We start from the raw sequence: 18,390 nt of genomic DNA on the forward strand, positions 1-18,390 counted from the left end.
AGCGAGCCCCCATCCCCGCCTTCCCCAGAGGGGGAAGGAGCCAGAGACAACGAGAAGGAACCTCTTCATGAAACGCCTCCTGCCCCGCGCCCTCATGGCGCCCGCCGTGCTTACGCTCCTGCTGTGGATGATCGTGCCGCTCGCGATGACGTTGTACTTCTCGTTCGTGAACTACAACCTCATGCAGCCCGGCGAACGCACCTTCGCGGGCATCGAGAACTTTCACTACTTCGTCACCGATCCGGACTTCTGGCCCGCCACCTGGAACACGCTGATGCTGATCGGCAGCGTGATCATCATCACGGTGGTGCTCGGCGTGCTGCTTGCGCTGCTGGTGAACGAACCCTTTCCGGGCCGCGGCATCGTGCGGGTACTGCTGATCTCGCCCTTCTTCGTCATGCCCGCGGTCAACGCGCTGCTGTGGAAGCACATGATGATGAATCCCATCTACGGCATCCTGGCCGACGTGTGGCGCTTCTTCGGCGCGACGCCGGTCGACTGGCTCACCGATGTACCGCTGTTCTCGGTGATCGTCATGGTGGCCTGGCAGTGGCTGCCGTTCGCCTGCCTGATCTTCATCACCTCGCTGCAGTCGCTCGACCGCGAGCAGATGGAAGCCGCGCGCATGGACGGCGCGAGCGCGTTCCAGCGCTTCTTCTACCTGACCATCCCGCACCTCGGCCGGCCGATGGCGGTGGTGATCATGATCGAGATGATCTTTCTGCTCAGCGTGTTCGCCGAGATTGCCATCACCACCAATGGCGGCCCGGGCAACGAGAGCACCAACATGACCTACCTGATCTTCAAGCAGTCGCTGATGAACTTCGACGTGGGCGTGGCCTCGGCCGGTGCGCTGTTCGCGGTGGTGCTGGCCAACATCGTGGCCGTGTTCCTGATCCGCATCATCGGCAAGAATCTGGATTGAAGGAACGACCATGCAACCCAGCAATTTCCTTCCGCAACTGCTGCGCACCGCCGGTGCATGGGCCGTGGCGCTGCTGCTGTTCTTCCCGCTCGGCTGGCTGTTCCTCACGGCCTTCAAGACGGAGCTGCAGGCGATCCACGTGCCGCCGCTCTTCATCTTCGAGCCCACGCTCGGCAACTTCAGCGAAGTGCAGCGCCGCAGCGACTACCTGCTGTATGCGCGCAACTCGCTCATCACCAGCCTGGGCTCGACCATCATCGGCCTGCTGATCGCGGCGCCCGCCGCGTACTCGATGGCCTTCTTCCGCACGAAGAAGACGCGCGACATCCTGATGTGGATGCTCTCCACCAAGATGATGCCGGCCGTCGGCGCGCTGGTGCCGATCTACGTGCTCGCGCAGACCGCGGGCCTGCTGGACTCGCTCACCGCGCTCACAGTCGTGTTCACGCTGTCGAACCTGCCGATCATGGTGTGGATGCTCTACAGCGCCTACAAGGACATTCCGAACGAAATCCTCGAAGCCGCGCGCATGGACGGCGCCAGCCTGTGGACCGAGTTCCGCCACGTCGTGCTGCCGCTGTCGGTGGGCGGCCTCGCATCGACCGGCCTCTTGTGCCTGGTGCTGAGCTGGAACGAGGCCTTCTGGGCGCTCAATCTCAGCTCGGCCAAGGCCGGCACGCTGGCCACGCTGATCGCCTCGTACTCCAGCCCCGAAGGCCTGTTCTGGGCCAAGCTGTCGGCCGCCTCGCTGATGGCGATCGCACCCATCGTCGTGTTCGGCTGGTTCAGCCAGAAGCAACTGGTGCAAGGCCTGACCTTCGGCGCCGTCAAGTAAAGAAAGGGAGACACCTCATGGCCTACCTGCAACTCAAAGACATCAAGAAGAGCTTTGGTGAAGTCAACATCATCAAGGGCGTCGATCTCGAAATCCAGAAGGGCGAGTTCATCGTCTTCGTCGGGCCTTCGGGCTGCGGCAAGTCGACGCTGCTGCGCCTGATCGCGGGGCTCGAGCCGATCACCAGCGGCAAGCTGCTGCTCGACGGCAAGGACATCACCTGGACGCCTTCGGGCAAGCGTGACCTGGCGATGGTGTTCCAGAGCTATGCGCTCTATCCGCACATGAGCGTGTACGACAACATGTCCTTCGCGCTCAAGCTCGCGGGCGTGCCGAAGGACGAGATCAAGACCAAGGTCGAGTACGCGGCGAAGACGCTCAACCTCACGCAGTACCTCGACCGCACGCCCAAGGACCTGTCGGGCGGGCAGCGCCAGCGCGTGGCGATCGGCCGCGCGATCGTGCGCGCGCCCAAGGTGTTTTTGTTCGACGAGCCGCTGTCCAACCTCGATGCCGCGCTGCGCGGCAACACGCGCGTCGAGATCCACAAGCTGCATCGCTCGCTCGGCGCCACCACCATCTACGTGACGCACGACCAGGTCGAGGCCATGACGCTGGCCGACCGCGTGGTGGTGCTCAGGGACGGCCTGATCGAGCAGGTCGGCACGCCCCTCGAGCTCTACGATCACCCGGCCAACCAGTTCGTCGCGCAGTTCATCGGCATGCCGTCGATGAACATGGTGGCGGCAAGCGCGATTCCGAGCTTCTCCGCCGCCACCGGCGGGCGCCTGCCGAGCGACGGCTTCCTGGGCGTGCGGCCCGAAGGCCTGCGCGTGCATCCGAAGCAAGCTGCCGCCACGGGCGTGCCGGGGCGTGTGGAGCTGATCGAGGCGCTGGGTGCCGACACGCTGATCCACGTCGACGTGGGCGGCGTGCCGCTGATCGCGCGCCAGAACGAGCGCACGCCGCTGCATGCGGGCGACGACGTAGCGGTCGAGCTCGATCCGTCGGTGCTCCATTTGTTCAACCGCGAAGGCCGTTCGGTCTCCGCCTGATTTCTTCCGGAACATTCCCGTGACCCTCGCAGCAGCGCCTCTCGATGCGCCAACTCCACCCGCGGCTCCGTCGGAGTTCATGGTGCTTCACCTCGGACTCGGCTCGTTCCATCGGGCCCACCAGGCCGTCTATTTGCAACGGCTGATCGATGCGGGCGACACCCGCTGGTCGCTCTCGGGCGCCAACATCCGTCCCGACATGGCCGAGGTCGTCGCCGCGCTGCAGGCGCAGGGCGGCCGCTACACGCTCGAAACCGTGTCGCCGGCCGGCGAGTACCGCTACGAACAGATCGAGGCCATCCGCGAAGTGCTGTCGTGGGAGCCCTCGCTGGCCGCGGTGATCGCGCGCGGCGCGGCGCCGTCCACGCGCATCGTGTCCTTCACCGTGACCGAGGCTGGCTACTACCTCGACACCAAGGGCCGGCTGGACCTGTCGTTCGGCGATCTCGCGGCCGACATCGAGCGCGCGCGTCGCGGCGAGGCGGGTGGCGAGGGCGTGACCATCTATGGCGCCGTCTGCGCGATCCTGCGCGCGCGCAAGGCCGCGCAGGCCGGTCCGGTGACGCTGCTCAACTGCGACAACCTGCGCCACAACGGCGATCGCTTCCGTGCCGGGCTGCTCGAGTTCATCGAACGCGCGGGCGATGCGGAACTGCTTGCCTGGGTGCAAGCGAACACTACCTGCCCGAACGCAATGGTCGATCGCATCACGCCGCGCCCGCCGCCCGAGCTGCGCGCGCGCGTGAAGGCCGCGACGGGGCGCGACGATGCGGCCGCGATCACCGGCGAGAGCTTCATCCAGTGGGTGATCGAGGACAACTTCGCGGCCGGGCGCCCCGACTGGGGCCGCGTGGGCGTGGAGCTGGTCGAATCGGTGCAGCCTTACGAAGAGGCCAAGATCCGCATCCTCAACGCCACGCACAGCTGCATCGCCTGGGCGGGCACGCTGGCAGGGCTGAACTTCATCCACGAAGGCACGCACGACGCGGCCATCCGCCGGATGGCCTTCGACTACGTCACCGACGACGTGATCCCGTGCCTCAGCCCGAGCCCGATCGACCTCGCGGCCTACCGCGACGTGGTGCTCGACCGCTTCGGCAACCCCGCGATCCGCGACACCAACCAGCGCGTGGCGGCCGACGGCTTCTCGAAGATCCCGGGCTTCATCGCGCCCACGGTGCGCGAGCGGCTGGCCGCGGGGCAGCCGATCGACAGCGTTGCGATGCTGCCCGCGCTGTTCCTGGCCTTCCTGCAGCGCTGGCATCGCGGGGCGCTGCCCTATGCCTACCAGGACCAGGGCATGGACGAAGCCGCGGCGCACGCGATCTGCGATGCCGCCGATTCGGTGCTCGCGCTGTGCTCGGACCCGGGCCTGTGGGGCGCCGCCGCGGGAGATGCACGGCTGGTCGACGCGGTGCGCGCAGCGAGCGGGCGCGTGGCAAATTTCCTGAACTCTGGAGCAACGACATGAGCGAACGTTTGAAGAACCGCCACGTGCTGCTGACCGGCGCCGGTGGCGGCATCGGTCTGGCCGTGGCCGAGGCCTGCATTGCGGAGGGCGCGCGCTGCAGCGTGGTCGACCGCGCTGCAGCGGCGCACGAGGCCGTGCGGGCGCTGCAGCAGCGCCACCCCGACAAGCTGGCCTACATCGCGGCCGATGTGACCGACACGCAGGCCATTTCGCACATGCTGGCCGAGGCGCAGGTCGCCTTCGGGCCGATCCACACGCTGTTCAACAATGCCGCGGTGTTCGACCTGGCGCCGCTGCTCGACAGCGACGAGGCTTCGTTCGACCGGCTGTTCGCGGTCAACGTGAAGGGCATGTTCTTCGTGATGCAGGCCGTGCTGCGCCACATGGTCGAAGCGGGCACGCAGGGCGCGTCGGTCATCAACATGGCCTCGCAGGCCGGGCGGCGCGGCGAAGCGCTGGTGTCGCACTACTGCGCGACCAAGGCCGCGGTCATCAGCTACACGCAGAGCGCCGCGCTGGCCATGGCGCCGCACGGCATCCGTGTCAACGGCATTGCACCCGGTGTGGTCGACACGCCGATGTGGGACCATGTCGACAGCCTGTTCGCCAAGGCCGAAGGGCTGCCGCCCGGCGAGAAGAAGCGCCGCGTGGGCCTGGAGGTGCCGCTCGGCCGCATGGGCGTGCCGGCCGACATCGCAGGCGCGGCGGTATTCTTGGCCAGCGACGAGGCGCGCTACATCACGGCGCAGACCCTCAACGTCGACGGCGGCAATGTCATGAGCTGACGAGTGATGACCGAAGACTTCCATCTGTACCTCGACAGCGCGGACCTGGCCGAACTGAAGACTTGCCTGCCGCACCCGGTAGTGCACGGCGTGACGACCAACCCCACGCTGCTGCAGCGTGCGGGCGTCGGCCGTGGCGAAGTGCCCGCTTTGCTGAAACGCTGCATCGAACTGGGCGCGCGGCAGGTGCAGGCGCAGGTGTATTCGAGCGAGGTCGACGGCATGCTCGAAGACGCGCAAGCGCTGCTGTCGCACTTCGACCGGGGCCAGCTGGTCGTGAAGATTCCCGCCACGCGCCAGGGCCTCGATGCCGGCGCGCGGCTCATCGCGCAAGGCGTGCCCGTCACGTGGACGGCCGTCTATGCGCCCGAGCAGGCGCACTTCGCGGCGCAACTGGGCGCGGCCTATGCGGCGCCGTACCTCGGGCGGCTCGAGGACGCCGGTGTCGACGGGCTCGCGCTGATCGCGCAGATGCAGTCGCTGGTCGCGCAGCGCCCTTCGTCCGGCACGCGGCTGCTGGTGGCCAGTATCCGATCGCGCGAGGCGTATCTCTCGTTGCTGGGGCTGCGCGTGGGGGCCATCACGATCCCGCCGCGCCTCTTTGGCGAACTGCTCGACCATCCCGCCACGCTGGCCGCCGAACGCGGCTTCCTGGCCGATGCACGCGCCTTGCCCTGACAGAGGAAAATCCGAGCACCATGCGCATTGCACTCACGGGCGAAGCCCTCATCGATTTCACCGCCAGCGAGGCCGGCACGCTCGCGTTCCTGGGCCATGAGGGCGGCTCGCCGCTCAACACGGCCGTGGCCTGCGCGCGCCTCGGCCAGCCCACCGGCTTTCTCACGCAGCTGTCGACCGACCTGTTCGGCGAACGGCTGATGGGCTTTCTCGAACGCAACGGCGTCGACACCAGCTTCATCCTGCGCAGCAATGCGCCGTCGACGCTGGCCTTCGTCGAGCGCACGCCGCGGACCAACCGCTATGCCTTCTACACGCGCGGCAGCGCCGACGCCACCTGGGCGCCCGAACCGCTGCCGCAGCTGCCGGCGGAGTGCCGCTTCCTTCATTTCGGCTCGATCTCGATGCTGCAGGAGCCGGCGGCCACGCGCATTGCCGAGCTGGTCACGGCCAGCGCCGGGCGCCGCGTGATCGTGTTCGACCCGAACGTGCGTCCCAGCCTGATTCCCGACATGGCCGCCTACCGCGAGCGCGTGACGGGCTGGCTCGCCATGGCCGACCTCGTCAAGCTCAGCGACGAGGACGCCGAACTGCTCGCCCCCGGCCAGCCGGTCGATGCGCTGGCCGCGGAATGCCTCCAGGCCGGCGCGCACGCCGTGGTCGTCACGCGCGGCGGCGCGGGCGCCACACTTTGGCGCACGGGGCACGCGCCCCTCACCGTGGCGGCGCCGCAGGTCCAGGTGGTCGACACCATCGGCGCGGGCGACACCTTCACGGCCGGACTCTCGGTGGCGCTGCTCGCGCACGGCGTCGAGCACCCGGCCCGGCTCGGCGAACTGGGCGACGACGCCTGGCGCGAAGTGATGCGCTTCGCCGCCACCGCCGCCGCACTCAACTGCACCCGCGAAGGTGCCGATCCGCCCACGCTCGACGCGGTGCACGCCGCGCTGGCGCAGGAAGACAATGGGGCCGTCGCTTCCCGGCCCTGACCCCCGTGCTGCCATGACAACGTCCACACGCAAACGCTCGATTCCCCGTCAGCGCCAACCCGAGCTGGAGCGTGACATTGCGCGCTCGCCGTCGCTGGGCTACGAGGCCCCCGAAACCGGCCTGGTGCGCTGCCTGGCGCACGGCTTTCCGAGCCCGCTGGTGCGATGGCATTTCCATGAAGACTACGAGCTGCACCTGATCACCGAGACCTCTGGCAAGGCCTTCATCGGCGACTGGATCGGGCCGTTCCAGCCCGGGCACCTCGTGCTGTGCGGGCCGCGGCTGCCGCACAACTGGATCTCGCTCGACGTGCCCGAAGGCGGCGCCGCGGGACGCGACCGGGTGATCCAGTTCCGCCACGAGCCCATCGAGCGCGCCGCGGCCGAGATTCCGGAACTGCGCGAGGTGATGCAGCTGTTCGAACGCGCGCGGCATGGCATCGAGTTCTTCGGCATGTCGCAGCAGGCGCAGGCGCACTGGGACAACATCAAGGCCGCGCGCGGCGTGCGCCGGCTCGGGCTGTTCCTCGAGTTCATGGCCGACCTCGCGCAGTGCACCGACTACCGGCTGCTCTCGAGCGTGCAGATGCAGGGCGCGCAAGGCATCGAGGGCGACGCCCAGGTCGACCAGATCAACGACATCGTCAACCGCATCACCAGCAACATGGCGGAGCCGATTTCCATGTCGGAGGTGGCGGCCGAACTGGGCATGAGCGAAAGCCGCTTCAGCCGCTTCTTCCGGCGCTCCACCGGCAACAGCTTCACCGACTTCGTCAACCGCGTGCGCATCAACAGCGCCTGCCACCTGCTGATGCAGACCGACCATTACGTGACCGACATCTGCTATCAGGTCGGCTTCAACAACGTGGCCAACTTCAACCGCCGCTTCCTCGAGATCAAGGGCATGACGCCGAGCGAGTTCAGGCGCCAGGCCGACACGCGGTTCGGCTGACCACAGGCTTTTTCCAAGGCGCAATCAGGGGGCACCATCTTGTATCTGGGACTCGACCTCGGCACGTCCGAGCTCAAGGCGCTGCTGCTCGCCGACGATCACCGCATCGTCGGCGTGGCACGCGCGCCGCTCACCGTCGAGCGGCCGCAGCCGCTCTGGTCGGAGCAGGCGCCGAGCCAATGGTGGCATGCGCTCGAGGAGGCGATGCGCGCGCTCGGAAAGTCGCATCCCGAGGAGCTGGCGGCCGTGCGCGCCATCGGCTTGTCGGGCCAGATGCATGGCGCCACGCTGCTGGACGCCGCCGGCGAGGTGCTGCGACCCGCCATCCTCTGGAACGACGGACGCAGCGGCCCGCAGTGCGAGGCGCTGGCGCGTACCGTGCCGCGGCTGGGCGAGATCGCGGGCAACCTCGCGATGCCTGGCTTCACCGCGCCCAAGCTGCTGTGGGTGCGCGAGCACGAGCCCGACATCTTCGAGCGCGTGGCGCGCGTGCTGTTGCCGAAAGACTGGCTGCGCTTCATGCTCAGCGGCGAGGCCGTCAGCGAAATGTCCGATGCGGCCGGCACGCTGTGGCTCGACGTCGGCGCGCGCGACTGGTCCGACGAACTGCTCGCGGCCACCGGGCTCACGCGCGGCCACATGCCGCGGCTGGTCGAGGGCAGTGCAGTGTCGGCGCGGCTCAAGCCCGAGCTGGCCGCGCGCTGGGGTGTGGGCAGCAGCACCGTGCTCATTGCTGGCGGCGCGGGCGACAACGCCGCCAGCGCCGTCGGCATGGGGCTGGTGGAGCCGGGGCAGGGCTTCGTGTCGCTCGGCACCTCCGGCGTGGTGTTCGTCTCGACCGACCGTTTTTTGCCCAACCCCGCGCAGGCGATGCACGCCTTCTGCCATGCGCTGCCCGGGCGCTGGCACCAGATGTCGGTGATGCTTTCGGCCGCGAGCGCCGTGAGCTGGGCCGCCAAGGCATTCAAGTTCGCCGACGAGGCGGCATTGCTCGAAGCTGCCGCGTCGGTTGCACCGGCACAGCGCGAACGTTGCCCGTTGTTCCTGCCGTACCTCTCGGGCGAGCGTTCTCCGCACAACAACCCGAACGCGCAGGGCGTGCTGTTCGGGCTCACGCATGCGCACGGTCCGGCGGAGATCGCCTATGCCGTGGTCGAGGGCGTGAGCTTCGGGTTGCGCGACGGCTTCGACACCCTGCGCCTGCCGGCCGGCATGCCGCTGCGCGAAGTGGCGCTGGTGGGCGGCGGCGCGCGCAGTGTGTGGTGGGGGCAGTTGCTGGCCGACATCTTCGAGGTGCCGCTCACGCTCTATGCGGGCAGCGAGACGGGTGGGGCGCTGGGTGCGGCTCGCCTTGCCTGGCTGGCCGACGGAGGCACCGTGGCCGAGGTGTGCACGCTGCCGCCGGTGAAGCAGCGGCTCGTGCCCTCGCAAGACGGCGCCACCGCGCACGCGGCACGCCATGCGCGCTTCAAGCGCCTCTACGCAGCATTGCGCGATCAGTTCCGATGAGCGCCGCATTGTGAAGCGCCCATAAAAAAACCCGTCGAGAGACGGGCTTTTTTGTTCAGGAGGCACCGCGGATCCGGCTCCGCCGGTCCGCAGGTGTCGCCCCCCTGGAGGGGGAGGCGGCTACACGCAGTGAGCCGCTTCGGGGGTGGGCAATTACATGCCCATGCCGCCCATGCCACCCATGCCGCCCATGTCGGGCATGCCGCCGCCAGCACCGGCTTCTTCCTTCGGTGCGTCGGCGACCATGGCTTCGGTCGTCAGCAGCAGCGAGGACACCGAGGCGGCGTTCTGCAGTGCGGTGCGGGTGACCTTCGTCGGGTCCAGGATGCCCAGCTCGAGCATGTCGCCGTACGTGTCGTTCGCAGCGTTGAAGCCGTAGTTGCCCTTGCCGGCCAACACCGCGTTCACCACCACCGAGGCTTCGCCGCCGGCGTTGTTCACGATTTCGCGCAGGGGTGCTTCGATGGCCTTGAGCACCAGCTTGATGCCGGCGTCCTGGTCAGCGTTGTCGCCCTTGATCGAGTCGCCCACGGCTTGCTTGGCACGCAGCAGAGCCACGCCGCCGCCAGCCACGACGCCTTCTTCCACTGCAGCGCGGGTGGCGTGCAGGGCGTCTTCGACGCGAGCCTTCTTTTCCTTCATTTCGACTTCGGTGGCAGCGCCAACCTTGATCACTGCAACGCCGCCGGCCAGCTTGGCCACGCGCTCTTGCAGCTTTTCACGGTCGTAGTCGCTGGTGGCTTCCTCGATCTGCACGCGCACTTGCTTCACGCGGGCTTCGATGTCGGCTGCAGCACCCGAACCGTCGATGATGATGGTGTTTTCCTTGCCCACTTCGATGCGCTTGGCCTGGCCCAGGTCGGCCAGCGTCACCTTCTCGAGCGTCAGGCCCACTTCTTCAGCGATGACCTTGCCGCCCGTCAGGATGGCGATGTCTTCCAGCATGGCCTTGCGGCGGTCGCCGAAGCCAGGTGCCTTGACGGCCACGACCTTCAGGATGCCGCGGATCGTGTTCACGACCAAGGTAGCCAGGGCTTCGCCCTCGACTTCTTCGGCAATGATCAGGAGCGGACGGCCAGCCTTGGCGACTTGTTCCAGCGTGGGGAGCAGGTCGCGGATGTTGCTGATCTTCTTGTCGAACAGCAGCACGAAGGGGTTGTCCAACAGCGCCGATTGCTTCTCGGGGTTGTTGATGAAGTAGGGAGACAGGTAGCCGCGGTCGAACTGCATGCCTTCGACGACGTCGAGCTCGCTGTCCAGCGACTTGCCGTCTTCCACGGTGATCACGCCTTCCTTGCCGACCTTGTCCATCGCGTCAGCGATGAGCTTGCCGATGGTTTCGTCGCTGTTGGCCGAGATCGAGCCGACTTGAGCGATTTCCTTCGACGTGGTGGTGGGCTTCGAAGCCTTCTTCAGCTCGGCGACCAGGGCCGTGACAGCCTTGTCGATGCCGCGCTTCAGGTCCATCGGGTTCATGCCGGCAGCCACCAGCTTGAAACCTTCGCGAACGATGGCCTGGGCCAGCACGGTCGCGGTGGTGGTGCCGTCACCGGCGTTGTCCGACGTCTTGGAAGCCACTTCCTTCACGAGCTGGGCGCCCATGTTCTGGAGCTTGTCCTTGAGTTCGATTTCCTTGGCGACCGACACACCGTCCTTGGTGACGGTGGGGGCGCCGAACGAGCGCTCGAGCACCACGTTGCGGCCCTTGGGGCCCAGGGTCACCTTGACTGCGTTGGCCAGGATGTTGACACCCTCGACCATGCGTGCGCGGGCTTCACCGCCGAAGACTACGTCTTTTGCTGCCATGTTTTATTACTCCGAATGGGGATGGATGGATTACTTCTCGACGACTGCGAACAGGTCGTCTTCCTTCATGACCAGCAGTTCGTCGCCATCGACCTTGACGGTCTGGCCGCTGTACTTGCCGAACAGGACGCGGTCGCCGACCTTGACGGTCAGTGCGGTCAGGTCGCCCTTGTCGGTGCGCTTGCCCGGGCCCACGGCCAGGACTTCACCCTGATCGGGCTTTTCAGCGGCTGCGTCGGGGATGACGATGCCGGAGGCGGTCTTGGTTTCGCTGTCGATACGCTTGACGATCACGCGATCGGCCAAAGGACGAAGTTTCATTGCATCTCCTGGATAAGAAACGGGGTTGTGGTCGGGCGCCGGCGGGAAAGACCGGCAGCCCATCGACTGGAAGCGAGGCTTTGTTAGCACTCATCAGCAGCGAGTGCTAATCATAAGGGCAATCGGGGGACTTTCAAGGGCGCGGGCGCGCATCTGCGGCGCTGCCCGCCTATTCCGGCGCGTGCGACAGCACAAAGGAGAGCGATGCCAGGTGCTCCACCTTGTCGGTCTTGAGGGGATCTTCCGGCGGTGCGGCCCACTGGGCGGTGACGACGTTCAGCCCCTGGTTTCGCACCTTGATGACCACACTGCCGTCGGCGCCGCTTTCCATGGGCCTGGCGTCGGGATCGTTGACGAAATCACTCAGCACCAGGGCGCCCGCCACGGGCTTGCCCTGGTAGAGCACGCGCAGGCGCAGGTCTTGCCCGAGCTTCTCGGGCAGGGCGGCATCGACCGGGACGATCTGCAGCGCATGCCCGGGCAGCGGCGGCAAGGCATTGCGCAGCGGGCTGCGCAGATGCACCGCATATTTGAAGTTGTGGCCGCTGGTGAGCGCGCCGGGAACTTCGTTCTTGCCCTTCTTGAGCCATTTGCCTTCCGGCGTCTTGCTCCAGATGCCGTTGTCGAGCACTGCCGCGACGATGGCGGGTTTCTCCCTGGTGTCCACAAGCAGCAGGCGCCCGTTCACCTCCAGGGCGGTCGGCACGGGCTTCCCGTATGCGTCATAGGCGCTGACCGCGGTGATCAGCGGCTGCCGCTTGACCGTATCCAGGTCGTCGGCGCCCTCGCCATAGATCAATGCGAGATCGCCCGAGCGCTGGGCAAACCAGATGCCGTGCGCCTGCGCGCCCGCGGAAGAAAGTACGGCCGCCGCTGCGAGCGTGGCCAGGGCGGCGATCCGGTGCAGCCTGTTCATCATTGGGAGTCCAGTCGAAAAAATGCGGATACGGGGTGAATGCACGGGCTTCAGAGGTCCAGCTTCAGGCTGGCCACGACGCTGCGCTTGGCGCCCGGAATCACATACAGGTTGCCCCACGAGGCGGTGTAGAAGTTCCGGTTGAAGAGGTTGTGCACGTCGATCGACACGCGGGCGGTCTTGTTGATCTGCCAGAAGCTCACCAGCTTGACGGTGGTGTAGGCCGGCAGCGCGTAGGTGTCGGCGCTGTTGCCCGAACGGTTGCCGACGTAGTTGATGCCGGCACCCACCCCATAGCGGCTGCCGTCGGCCAGCGCATCCTCGCGGATGGCGAACAGGCCGGCGCTCGTCTTCGGGATGTTCACGATGCGTGTGCCGGGCGCCAGCGTTGCGTCCTTCGAGATCCGGGCGTCGACGTAGGCGAAATTTCCGCTCACCCGCCAGTTCCTGTCGATCTGGCCATAGACGTCCGCCTCGAAGCCACTGCTCTTGACCTCGCCGGCCGCCACGGAGAAGCCGGGCGTGTCGCTGGCCGTCAGCACGTTCGTCTTCTTGATGTCGAACACGGCCAGGTTGGCGCCCAGGCGCTGGTCCCGTGTCTGCAGCTTCACGCCGGCCTCGAGCGCGGTGGAGCGCTGCGGATCGAAAGCCTGGCCGTTCTTGTCGGTGCCGCTGTTGCCGCGAAACGATTTGCCGGCGGAGACGTACCAGGAACTCCAGTCGTTCGGCAGGTAGGTGAGGCCTGCGCGCGGCGAAACGGCATCGTGCTTCTGGGCGCTGTTGCGGTTCACGCGGTCCTCGATGCTCTGCCTGAAGTGGTCGTAGCGGGCGCCCACCAGCAGCTTCCACTGCGGCGACAGGCTGATCTGGTCTTGCAGGAAAACGGCGCTCGCGCGCTGGTGCTCGTCCGAACTGGAGGTGAGCGATGTGAGCGGTGGCCGGGGCCTGCCATAGACAGGCTGGTAGATGTCGATCGGGTAGTTGCCCGAGCGGAGGATCTCGGTGTTCATCCACAGCCTGGAGGCTTCCACGCCGACCAGCAGCGTGTGGGCCAGCGCGCCGGTCGTGAACTTGCCTTCCAGCTCCGCCTGGAAAGAAGTGTCGCGCGACGGCAGCTGGCGCCAGGTGGCGCGGCGGTTGAGCGTCCGGTTGTCGCTGGCCAGCGAAGTCGCTTCGGTGTAGTTGCCGGAGAAGGTGCTTTCCTTGTAGCTCGCACCGATGCGCGCGCGCCAGTTTTCCGACAGCTGGCGGTCCAGGGTGAGCTGGTGGGTATTGCTGGTGAGCGTCATGTTGCCGTCGCCGGGCTCGTTGAGCACCCGGTCGCGCGGCAGGGTTCCGAGCAGGCCGCGAACGTTGATCAGCCCGCGGTCCAGCGGCGTTTTCGAACGCAGGAATTCGGACTCGTAGTTGAGCACTGTCTTGTCGTCGATGACCCAGGTCAGCGCCGGCGCGACCAGGGTGCGCCTGTTGCTCAGCAGGTCGCTTCGGCTGTCGCCTTCTTCCACCGCCAGGTTCAGCCGGTAGGCCACGTTCTGGCTCAGCGCGCCGGTGCTGTCCAGCGTGCTGCGGCGCAGGCCCTGGCTGCCGATGCTGAAGTCGGCCGTGTTGCGACGCGTGAATTCCGGCTTTTTCGTGACGATGTTGATGGTGCCGCCGGGTTCGCTGCTGCCGTAGACCGCCGAAGCCGGGCCCTTGAGGAACTCGAAGCGCTCGACCGTGGCGGTGTCGCGCGGCGGGTTGTAGCCGCGCGATCCGGGAAAGCCGTTGACCAGGAATCCCATATCGGTACTGCTGAACCCGCGGATGCCGAAGTTGTCCCAGGTGCCACCGAAGTCGTTGAGGCGCGTGATTCCGCTGACAAAACCCACCGTGTCGGCCAGGCGCGTCGCACCCATGTCTTCGATCAGCTGGCTGGAGACGATGCGCACCGATTGCGGCACCTCCCGCAGCGGCGTGCTGGTGCGCGTGGCGCCGCTGCTGGTCGTGGGGTTGTAGCCCCCGGATTCGGGCTCGGCGACAACATGCACTTCGGGCAGCGATGTGCTCGCAGGGTCCGGCTGTCCGGTGCCGGTGCCTTGTGCCATGGAGAGCGGGGAAATGGAAGCGAGGGGGAGCAAGGCAAAAGCGATGCGTGACGAGCGGATGCGGGATCTCATTGAAAGTTGTTGACGTTTTATTTATAGTTAATGAGAATAAATCTCATTACCTATTGTAGACGTCCGCTACAGCTGGTCGGTCGGCACGAACCAGGAAAACAGCAGCAGCTGCAGCCGCGTGAGCAGGCTCGAGTCGGGCTCGCTGTCGAGCACCTCGTTGTCCACGTCGCCGGTGCCTATCCATTGCACGTTCTCGCCGTCGGGCAGCAGCACGACGCGGTAGACGCCCTCGATGTCGTCGAGCTGGTAGGCATAGAGAAGCGCCTGGGTCAGCTCGAAACTTCGCACGCGAACGCCGAACTCGGTGTTCAGCCGCGCCGAGCGCGGGTCGAGGTTCATGGAGCCCAGCAGCACCCATTCGCGGTCGACCAGCGCGAGCTTGGCGTGCAGCCGGCCGCGCGCCTTCTTGAGCAGGTCGCGCAACTGCCGGTTGCGCTTGAGCTGCCGGGTGCTGACCTCGTACAGGTTCACGCCCAGCTTCAGCATGTCGACGCGATAGCGGTTGTAGTTGATGTTGACCAGCGGCTCGTCGCTGTCGGCCAGCGAATTGGTGATGACACTGATGCGCACGCCGCGCGCCCGGCCCTCGCGGATGCGCACCATGCCTTCCTCGCCCGGAATGAAGTAGGGCGAGATCACCACCACGTCCGAACGCGCCGTGGCGGTCATTTCATGGAAACGCGCGGCCAGCGATTCGGCCGGGGACGCGAGGGTGCCCAGCGCCTTGTTGGGGCTATCGGCCGCGGCATGGGCGTCGGCGCGCATCCACTTCATGCGGCCGACGTCGGCCAGCTGGGCGCCGAGCGGCGGATCGCCCATCAGGTCGGTGCCCTGCAGGGCGGCGGGCGGCGGGGCATGGGTCGGCGAGGTGGCGGCTTCGAACTCGGACTTCAGCGCCTCCGGGGTGCCGCTGGCGTTGGCGATCCGCTGGAGCGGGTAGACGACGTCGCTGTTCCAGTAGGTGTCGAAGATGCGGGCGGCCTCCGGAACCACGGGGCCGGCCATGATCAGTTCGAAGTCGATGAAGTTGGCGCCCTCGCTGCGCAGGAAATACTCGTCGGCCAGGTTGCGGCCGCCGGCAATGGCCATGGCGCCATCGGCCACGAAGAGCTTGTTGTGCATGCGATGGTTGAGGCGGCGGAAATCGCCGAAGAATTCCATCCAGCGCGTGGCCGAATGGTCGCGGGCGTTCACGAAGGGGTTGAACAGCCGGACTTCGGCGTTGGGTTCCGCGGCCAGGCCGAGCAGGAGGCGGTCCATGCCGGCCGTGTAGAAGTCGTCGAGCAGCAGGCGCACCCGCACGCCGCGCCGCGCGGCATCGCGCAATTCGCGCAGCAGCAGGCGGCCGGTCTTGTCGTTGCCGAGCTGATAGGTCTGTACGTCCAGCGAGGCCTGCGCCCGCCGCATCAGCTCGAAGCGCGCATCGAGCGCAAAGGAGGCCTCCACCAGCGGCCGGATGCTCGACAGGCCGTCGTGCGCGTCGTCCAGGCTGGCCGCGGCGCGGCCGAGCGCGGTGGAAGGGGAGGCGGCAATCGAGAGCGTTGGCGGCTCGGGCGTGCGCGGAGGCAGGCCGGCGCAGCCTGCGAGCACCCAGGCGATGCCGGTGGCCACCAGCCAGAGCGCCAGGCCGCGCAGCGCAGGAAACGAAGAGGCGATGAGCTTGTCGGGCATGGGGCCTGCGGACGCACACGACGTGCGGCCGGGATCGTAGCCGCTTTGCCTTGTGGCGCGCCGCACCGCTGGCGCGAGCGCTGCCGGAACGCCCCCTTGTCCAGGCGGGGAAATCGGAACAAATGAGACTTTATAACTATTAGAATGCGAATCGTTCTTAATAATGTTTCGGAGTGGAGAAGGAATGAAGAGGTTCATGGCGGGGCGCAAGGTCGCATCGGTGCTGGCAGGCTGCATGGCGATTTACGTGCATCACCAGGTTCTGGCCCAGACCACGGCGCCCGGCGCCCTGCCGGAAGTGAAGGTCGATGCAAGCGCCGAGCTCGAAACCGCGACTTCGCCGGTGATCGGCTACCGCGCCAGGAACGCCGCCACCGCCACCAAGACCGACACGCCGCTGGCAGAAACGCCTCAGTCCGTGACCGTGGTCACGCGCGACCAGATGGTGGATCAGGGCGCAACCAACGTGCAGGACGCGCTCAACTATGCGGCCGGTGTGCGCTCCGATGCCTATGGCCTGGACTCCCGCACAGACAGCTTTCTAGTGCGCGGGAGCGAGCCATCCGGGTACCTCGACGGGCTGCAGATGAATTCCGCCGGCTGGTACACCGCGACTGCGCGCCCCGACCCCTATACGCTGGAGCGCCTCGAAGTGCTGCGCGGGCCGGCGGGCATGTTGTTCGGCGCCGGCACCGCAGGTGGGGTGGTCAACATGGTCAGCAAGCGTCCGCAGCAGCAGACATATCGTGAGGTGGGGGTGCAGATCGGCTCCTGGGGCCGCAAACAGCTGCAGGCCGACCTGACCGGCCCGCTGACGGCGGACGGTGATTGGTCGTACCGCCTGGTGGCGCTTCAACGCAAGGCCGATACGCAGGTGGACTATGTACCGGACGACCGCTCGCTCGTCATGCCCTCGCTTACCTGGCGACCCAATGCCGGCACCTCGCTGACGCTGCAGGGCCTGTGGCAAAAGGACAAGACTGGCAGCACGTCGCAGTTCTTCCCTTGGCAGGGCACCATCTTGCCGAATGTCAATGGCCCGCTGCCGGTCAACCGGTTCATCGGCGAGCCGGGCGACGGTTACGACACCGAGCGCAAGACCTTCGGCTGGCTGTTCGAGCATAAATTCAATGACCAGTGGACCTTTCGGCAGAACTTCCGCATGTCGCGGACGTTCAACGACTCGCACTACCACTACGGTGACTTCTTTTCGCTTCCTGGTGGCTGGGGGCTGGACCCCGTCGGTCAGCGCCTGCTTGGCCGTGTCAATGACAAGTCGCTGACCTGGACTCGAATGACAGGCGTCGACAACCATGTCGAGGGCCATTTCAACACCGGCGCGCTGCGCCATACGCTGCTGATCGGCGCCGAATATTCCCGCCAGCGCCAGGACAAGCGCGAGGGCTCTGCCTACAGCTCCATCGACGCCTATGCCCCTGTCTACGGTATCGGCTACGTGCCGGTGACCGAGTTCAACGACCGTCCCCGCACCACCCAGCGCAATGCCGGCGTCTACGTGCAGGACCAGATGAAGTGGAACAACTGGATCTTCGTTGCCGGCCTGCGCCATGACCGCAGCACCTCGGGGACCGCGGGCAGCGCGTCGGAGACGACCAGCGCCGACTCGGGCCGACTGGGTGTGATGTACACGCTTCCTTCCGGTTGGTCGCCCTATGTCAGCTTCACGCAATCCTTCACCCCGCAAGCCGGCACCGATATCAATGGCACGCTGTTCAAGCCGTTGCGCGGCGAGCAGGTGGAGGCGGGTGTCAAGTACCAGCCGGAAGGTTCGGCGACGAGCTTTACCGCCTCGGTCTACTCGCTCAAGGAAAAGAACCGCATCGTCTCCGACAGTACCAATCCTGATTACGGCCGACAAGTCGATTCGACGAAGAACAAGGGGCTGGAACTCGAGCTGAAGACAACCGTGGCGCGTGACCTAGATCTCATTGCCAACTACACCTACATCGACGTTGATCACAAGCTCACCGACATGCCGCGCAATCAGGTGTCAGTCTGGGGTAAATACCGATTCTCCATCGCCGGTGTGCCGGGCTTCTCGGCCGGTGCCGGATTGCGCTACATGGGAGGTTTTCGCGACGTGGAGGGCAGCAGCGTGGGACCGCGCCTGCCTGCCGTGGCCCTGCTGGACCTGATGTTTGCCTATGAGTCGGACAAGTGGCGCTATGCCCTGAACATCAACAATGCGGCCGACAAGATCTATTTCAGCACTTGCCTGTCGCGCGGCGACTGCTGGTACGGCTCGCGCCGAAACATCGTGGCCAGCGCGACCTACCGTTTCTAACAGCTCACTTTCGACG

At 66.5% G+C, this 18,390-nt stretch carries 15 protein-coding genes; 10 read left to right on the forward strand and 5 right to left on the reverse strand.

Features of this window, described 5'->3' with window-relative positions:
* Positions 1-67: 67 nt before the first annotated feature.
* The 9 genes from ACAM54_RS05295 (at position 68) to xylB (ending at position 9,199) form a co-directional block, all read left to right on the forward strand.
* Positions 68-925, forward strand: coding sequence for a carbohydrate ABC transporter permease (locus ACAM54_RS05295; protein ID WP_369650055.1), 858 nt, complete (start codon positions 68-70; stop codon positions 923-925).
* 10 nt (positions 926-935) lie between these two features.
* Positions 936-1,760, forward strand: coding sequence for a carbohydrate ABC transporter permease (locus ACAM54_RS05300; protein WP_021005825.1), 825 nt, complete (start codon positions 936-938; stop codon positions 1,758-1,760).
* A gap of 17 nt (positions 1,761-1,777) precedes the next feature.
* Positions 1,778-2,815, forward strand: coding sequence for an ABC transporter ATP-binding protein (locus ACAM54_RS05305; protein WP_369650056.1), 1,038 nt, complete (start codon positions 1,778-1,780; stop codon positions 2,813-2,815).
* A 79-nt stretch (positions 2,816-2,894) separates the two neighbouring features.
* Positions 2,895-4,286 carry a D-arabinitol 4-dehydrogenase gene (dalD, locus tag ACAM54_RS05310; protein WP_369650948.1) on the forward strand — a complete coding sequence of 464 codons (1,392 nt, stop codon included), beginning with the start codon at positions 2,895-2,897 and terminating at the stop codon, positions 4,284-4,286.
* Positions 4,283-5,071: an L-iditol 2-dehydrogenase gene (locus tag ACAM54_RS05315; protein WP_369650057.1), complete on the forward strand. Its 789-nt coding sequence runs from the start codon at positions 4,283-4,285 to the stop codon at positions 5,069-5,071. Before dalD ends, ACAM54_RS05315 begins: the two co-directional genes overlap by 4 nt.
* 6 nt (positions 5,072-5,077) lie before the next feature.
* Positions 5,078-5,749 (forward strand): transaldolase family protein, encoded by a 672-nt coding sequence (locus tag ACAM54_RS05320; RefSeq protein WP_369650058.1) that lies wholly within the window; start codon positions 5,078-5,080, stop codon positions 5,747-5,749.
* Positions 5,750-5,769: 20 nt separating this feature from the next.
* Positions 5,770-6,738, forward strand: a complete 969-nt coding sequence (locus ACAM54_RS05325; protein ID WP_192323059.1) for a carbohydrate kinase — start codon at positions 5,770-5,772, stop codon at positions 6,736-6,738.
* Positions 6,739-6,751: 13 nt separating this feature from the next.
* Complete coding sequence (locus ACAM54_RS05330; protein ID WP_192323058.1) at positions 6,752-7,690, forward strand: AraC family transcriptional regulator; 939 nt, start codon at positions 6,752-6,754, stop codon at positions 7,688-7,690.
* A gap of 39 nt (positions 7,691-7,729) precedes the next feature.
* Positions 7,730-9,199, forward strand: coding sequence for a xylulokinase (gene xylB, locus ACAM54_RS05335; protein ID WP_369650059.1), 1,470 nt, complete (start codon positions 7,730-7,732; stop codon positions 9,197-9,199).
* A gap of 153 nt (positions 9,200-9,352) precedes the next feature.
* Here xylB and groL read toward each other — a convergent pair whose 3' ends face one another.
* From groL to ACAM54_RS05360, 5 genes are all read right to left on the reverse strand, one after another.
* Positions 9,353-11,005, reverse strand: coding sequence for a chaperonin GroEL (gene groL / locus ACAM54_RS05340; RefSeq protein ID WP_028259335.1), 1,653 nt, complete (start codon positions 11,003-11,005; stop codon positions 9,353-9,355).
* A 30-nt stretch (positions 11,006-11,035) separates the two neighbouring features.
* Positions 11,036-11,326: a co-chaperone GroES gene (locus tag ACAM54_RS05345; RefSeq protein ID WP_021005834.1), complete on the reverse strand. Its 291-nt coding sequence runs from the start codon at positions 11,324-11,326 to the stop codon at positions 11,036-11,038.
* Between the two features lie 169 nt (positions 11,327-11,495).
* The gene (locus tag ACAM54_RS05350; protein ID WP_369650060.1) at positions 11,496-12,245 is read right to left on the reverse strand and encodes a DUF4198 domain-containing protein; all 750 of its coding nucleotides are present in this window, start codon (positions 12,243-12,245) and stop codon (positions 11,496-11,498) included.
* A gap of 47 nt (positions 12,246-12,292) precedes the next feature.
* The gene (locus tag ACAM54_RS05355; protein ID WP_369650061.1) at positions 12,293-14,398 is read right to left on the reverse strand and encodes a TonB-dependent siderophore receptor; all 2,106 of its coding nucleotides are present in this window, start codon (positions 14,396-14,398) and stop codon (positions 12,293-12,295) included.
* Between the two features lie 66 nt (positions 14,399-14,464).
* Complete coding sequence (locus tag ACAM54_RS05360; protein ID WP_369650062.1) at positions 14,465-16,069, reverse strand: phospholipase D family protein; 1,605 nt, start codon at positions 16,067-16,069, stop codon at positions 14,465-14,467.
* A 184-nt stretch (positions 16,070-16,253) separates the two neighbouring features.
* Between ACAM54_RS05360 and ACAM54_RS05365 the strand changes: the two genes are divergently transcribed.
* Complete coding sequence (locus tag ACAM54_RS05365; RefSeq protein ID WP_369650063.1) at positions 16,254-18,374, forward strand: TonB-dependent siderophore receptor; 2,121 nt, start codon at positions 16,254-16,256, stop codon at positions 18,372-18,374.
* Positions 18,375-18,390 lie beyond the last annotated feature (16 nt).

The organism is Variovorax sp. V93 (genome assembly GCF_041154485.1).
Lineage (GTDB): Bacteria > Pseudomonadota > Gammaproteobacteria > Burkholderiales > Burkholderiaceae_C > Variovorax > Variovorax beijingensis_A.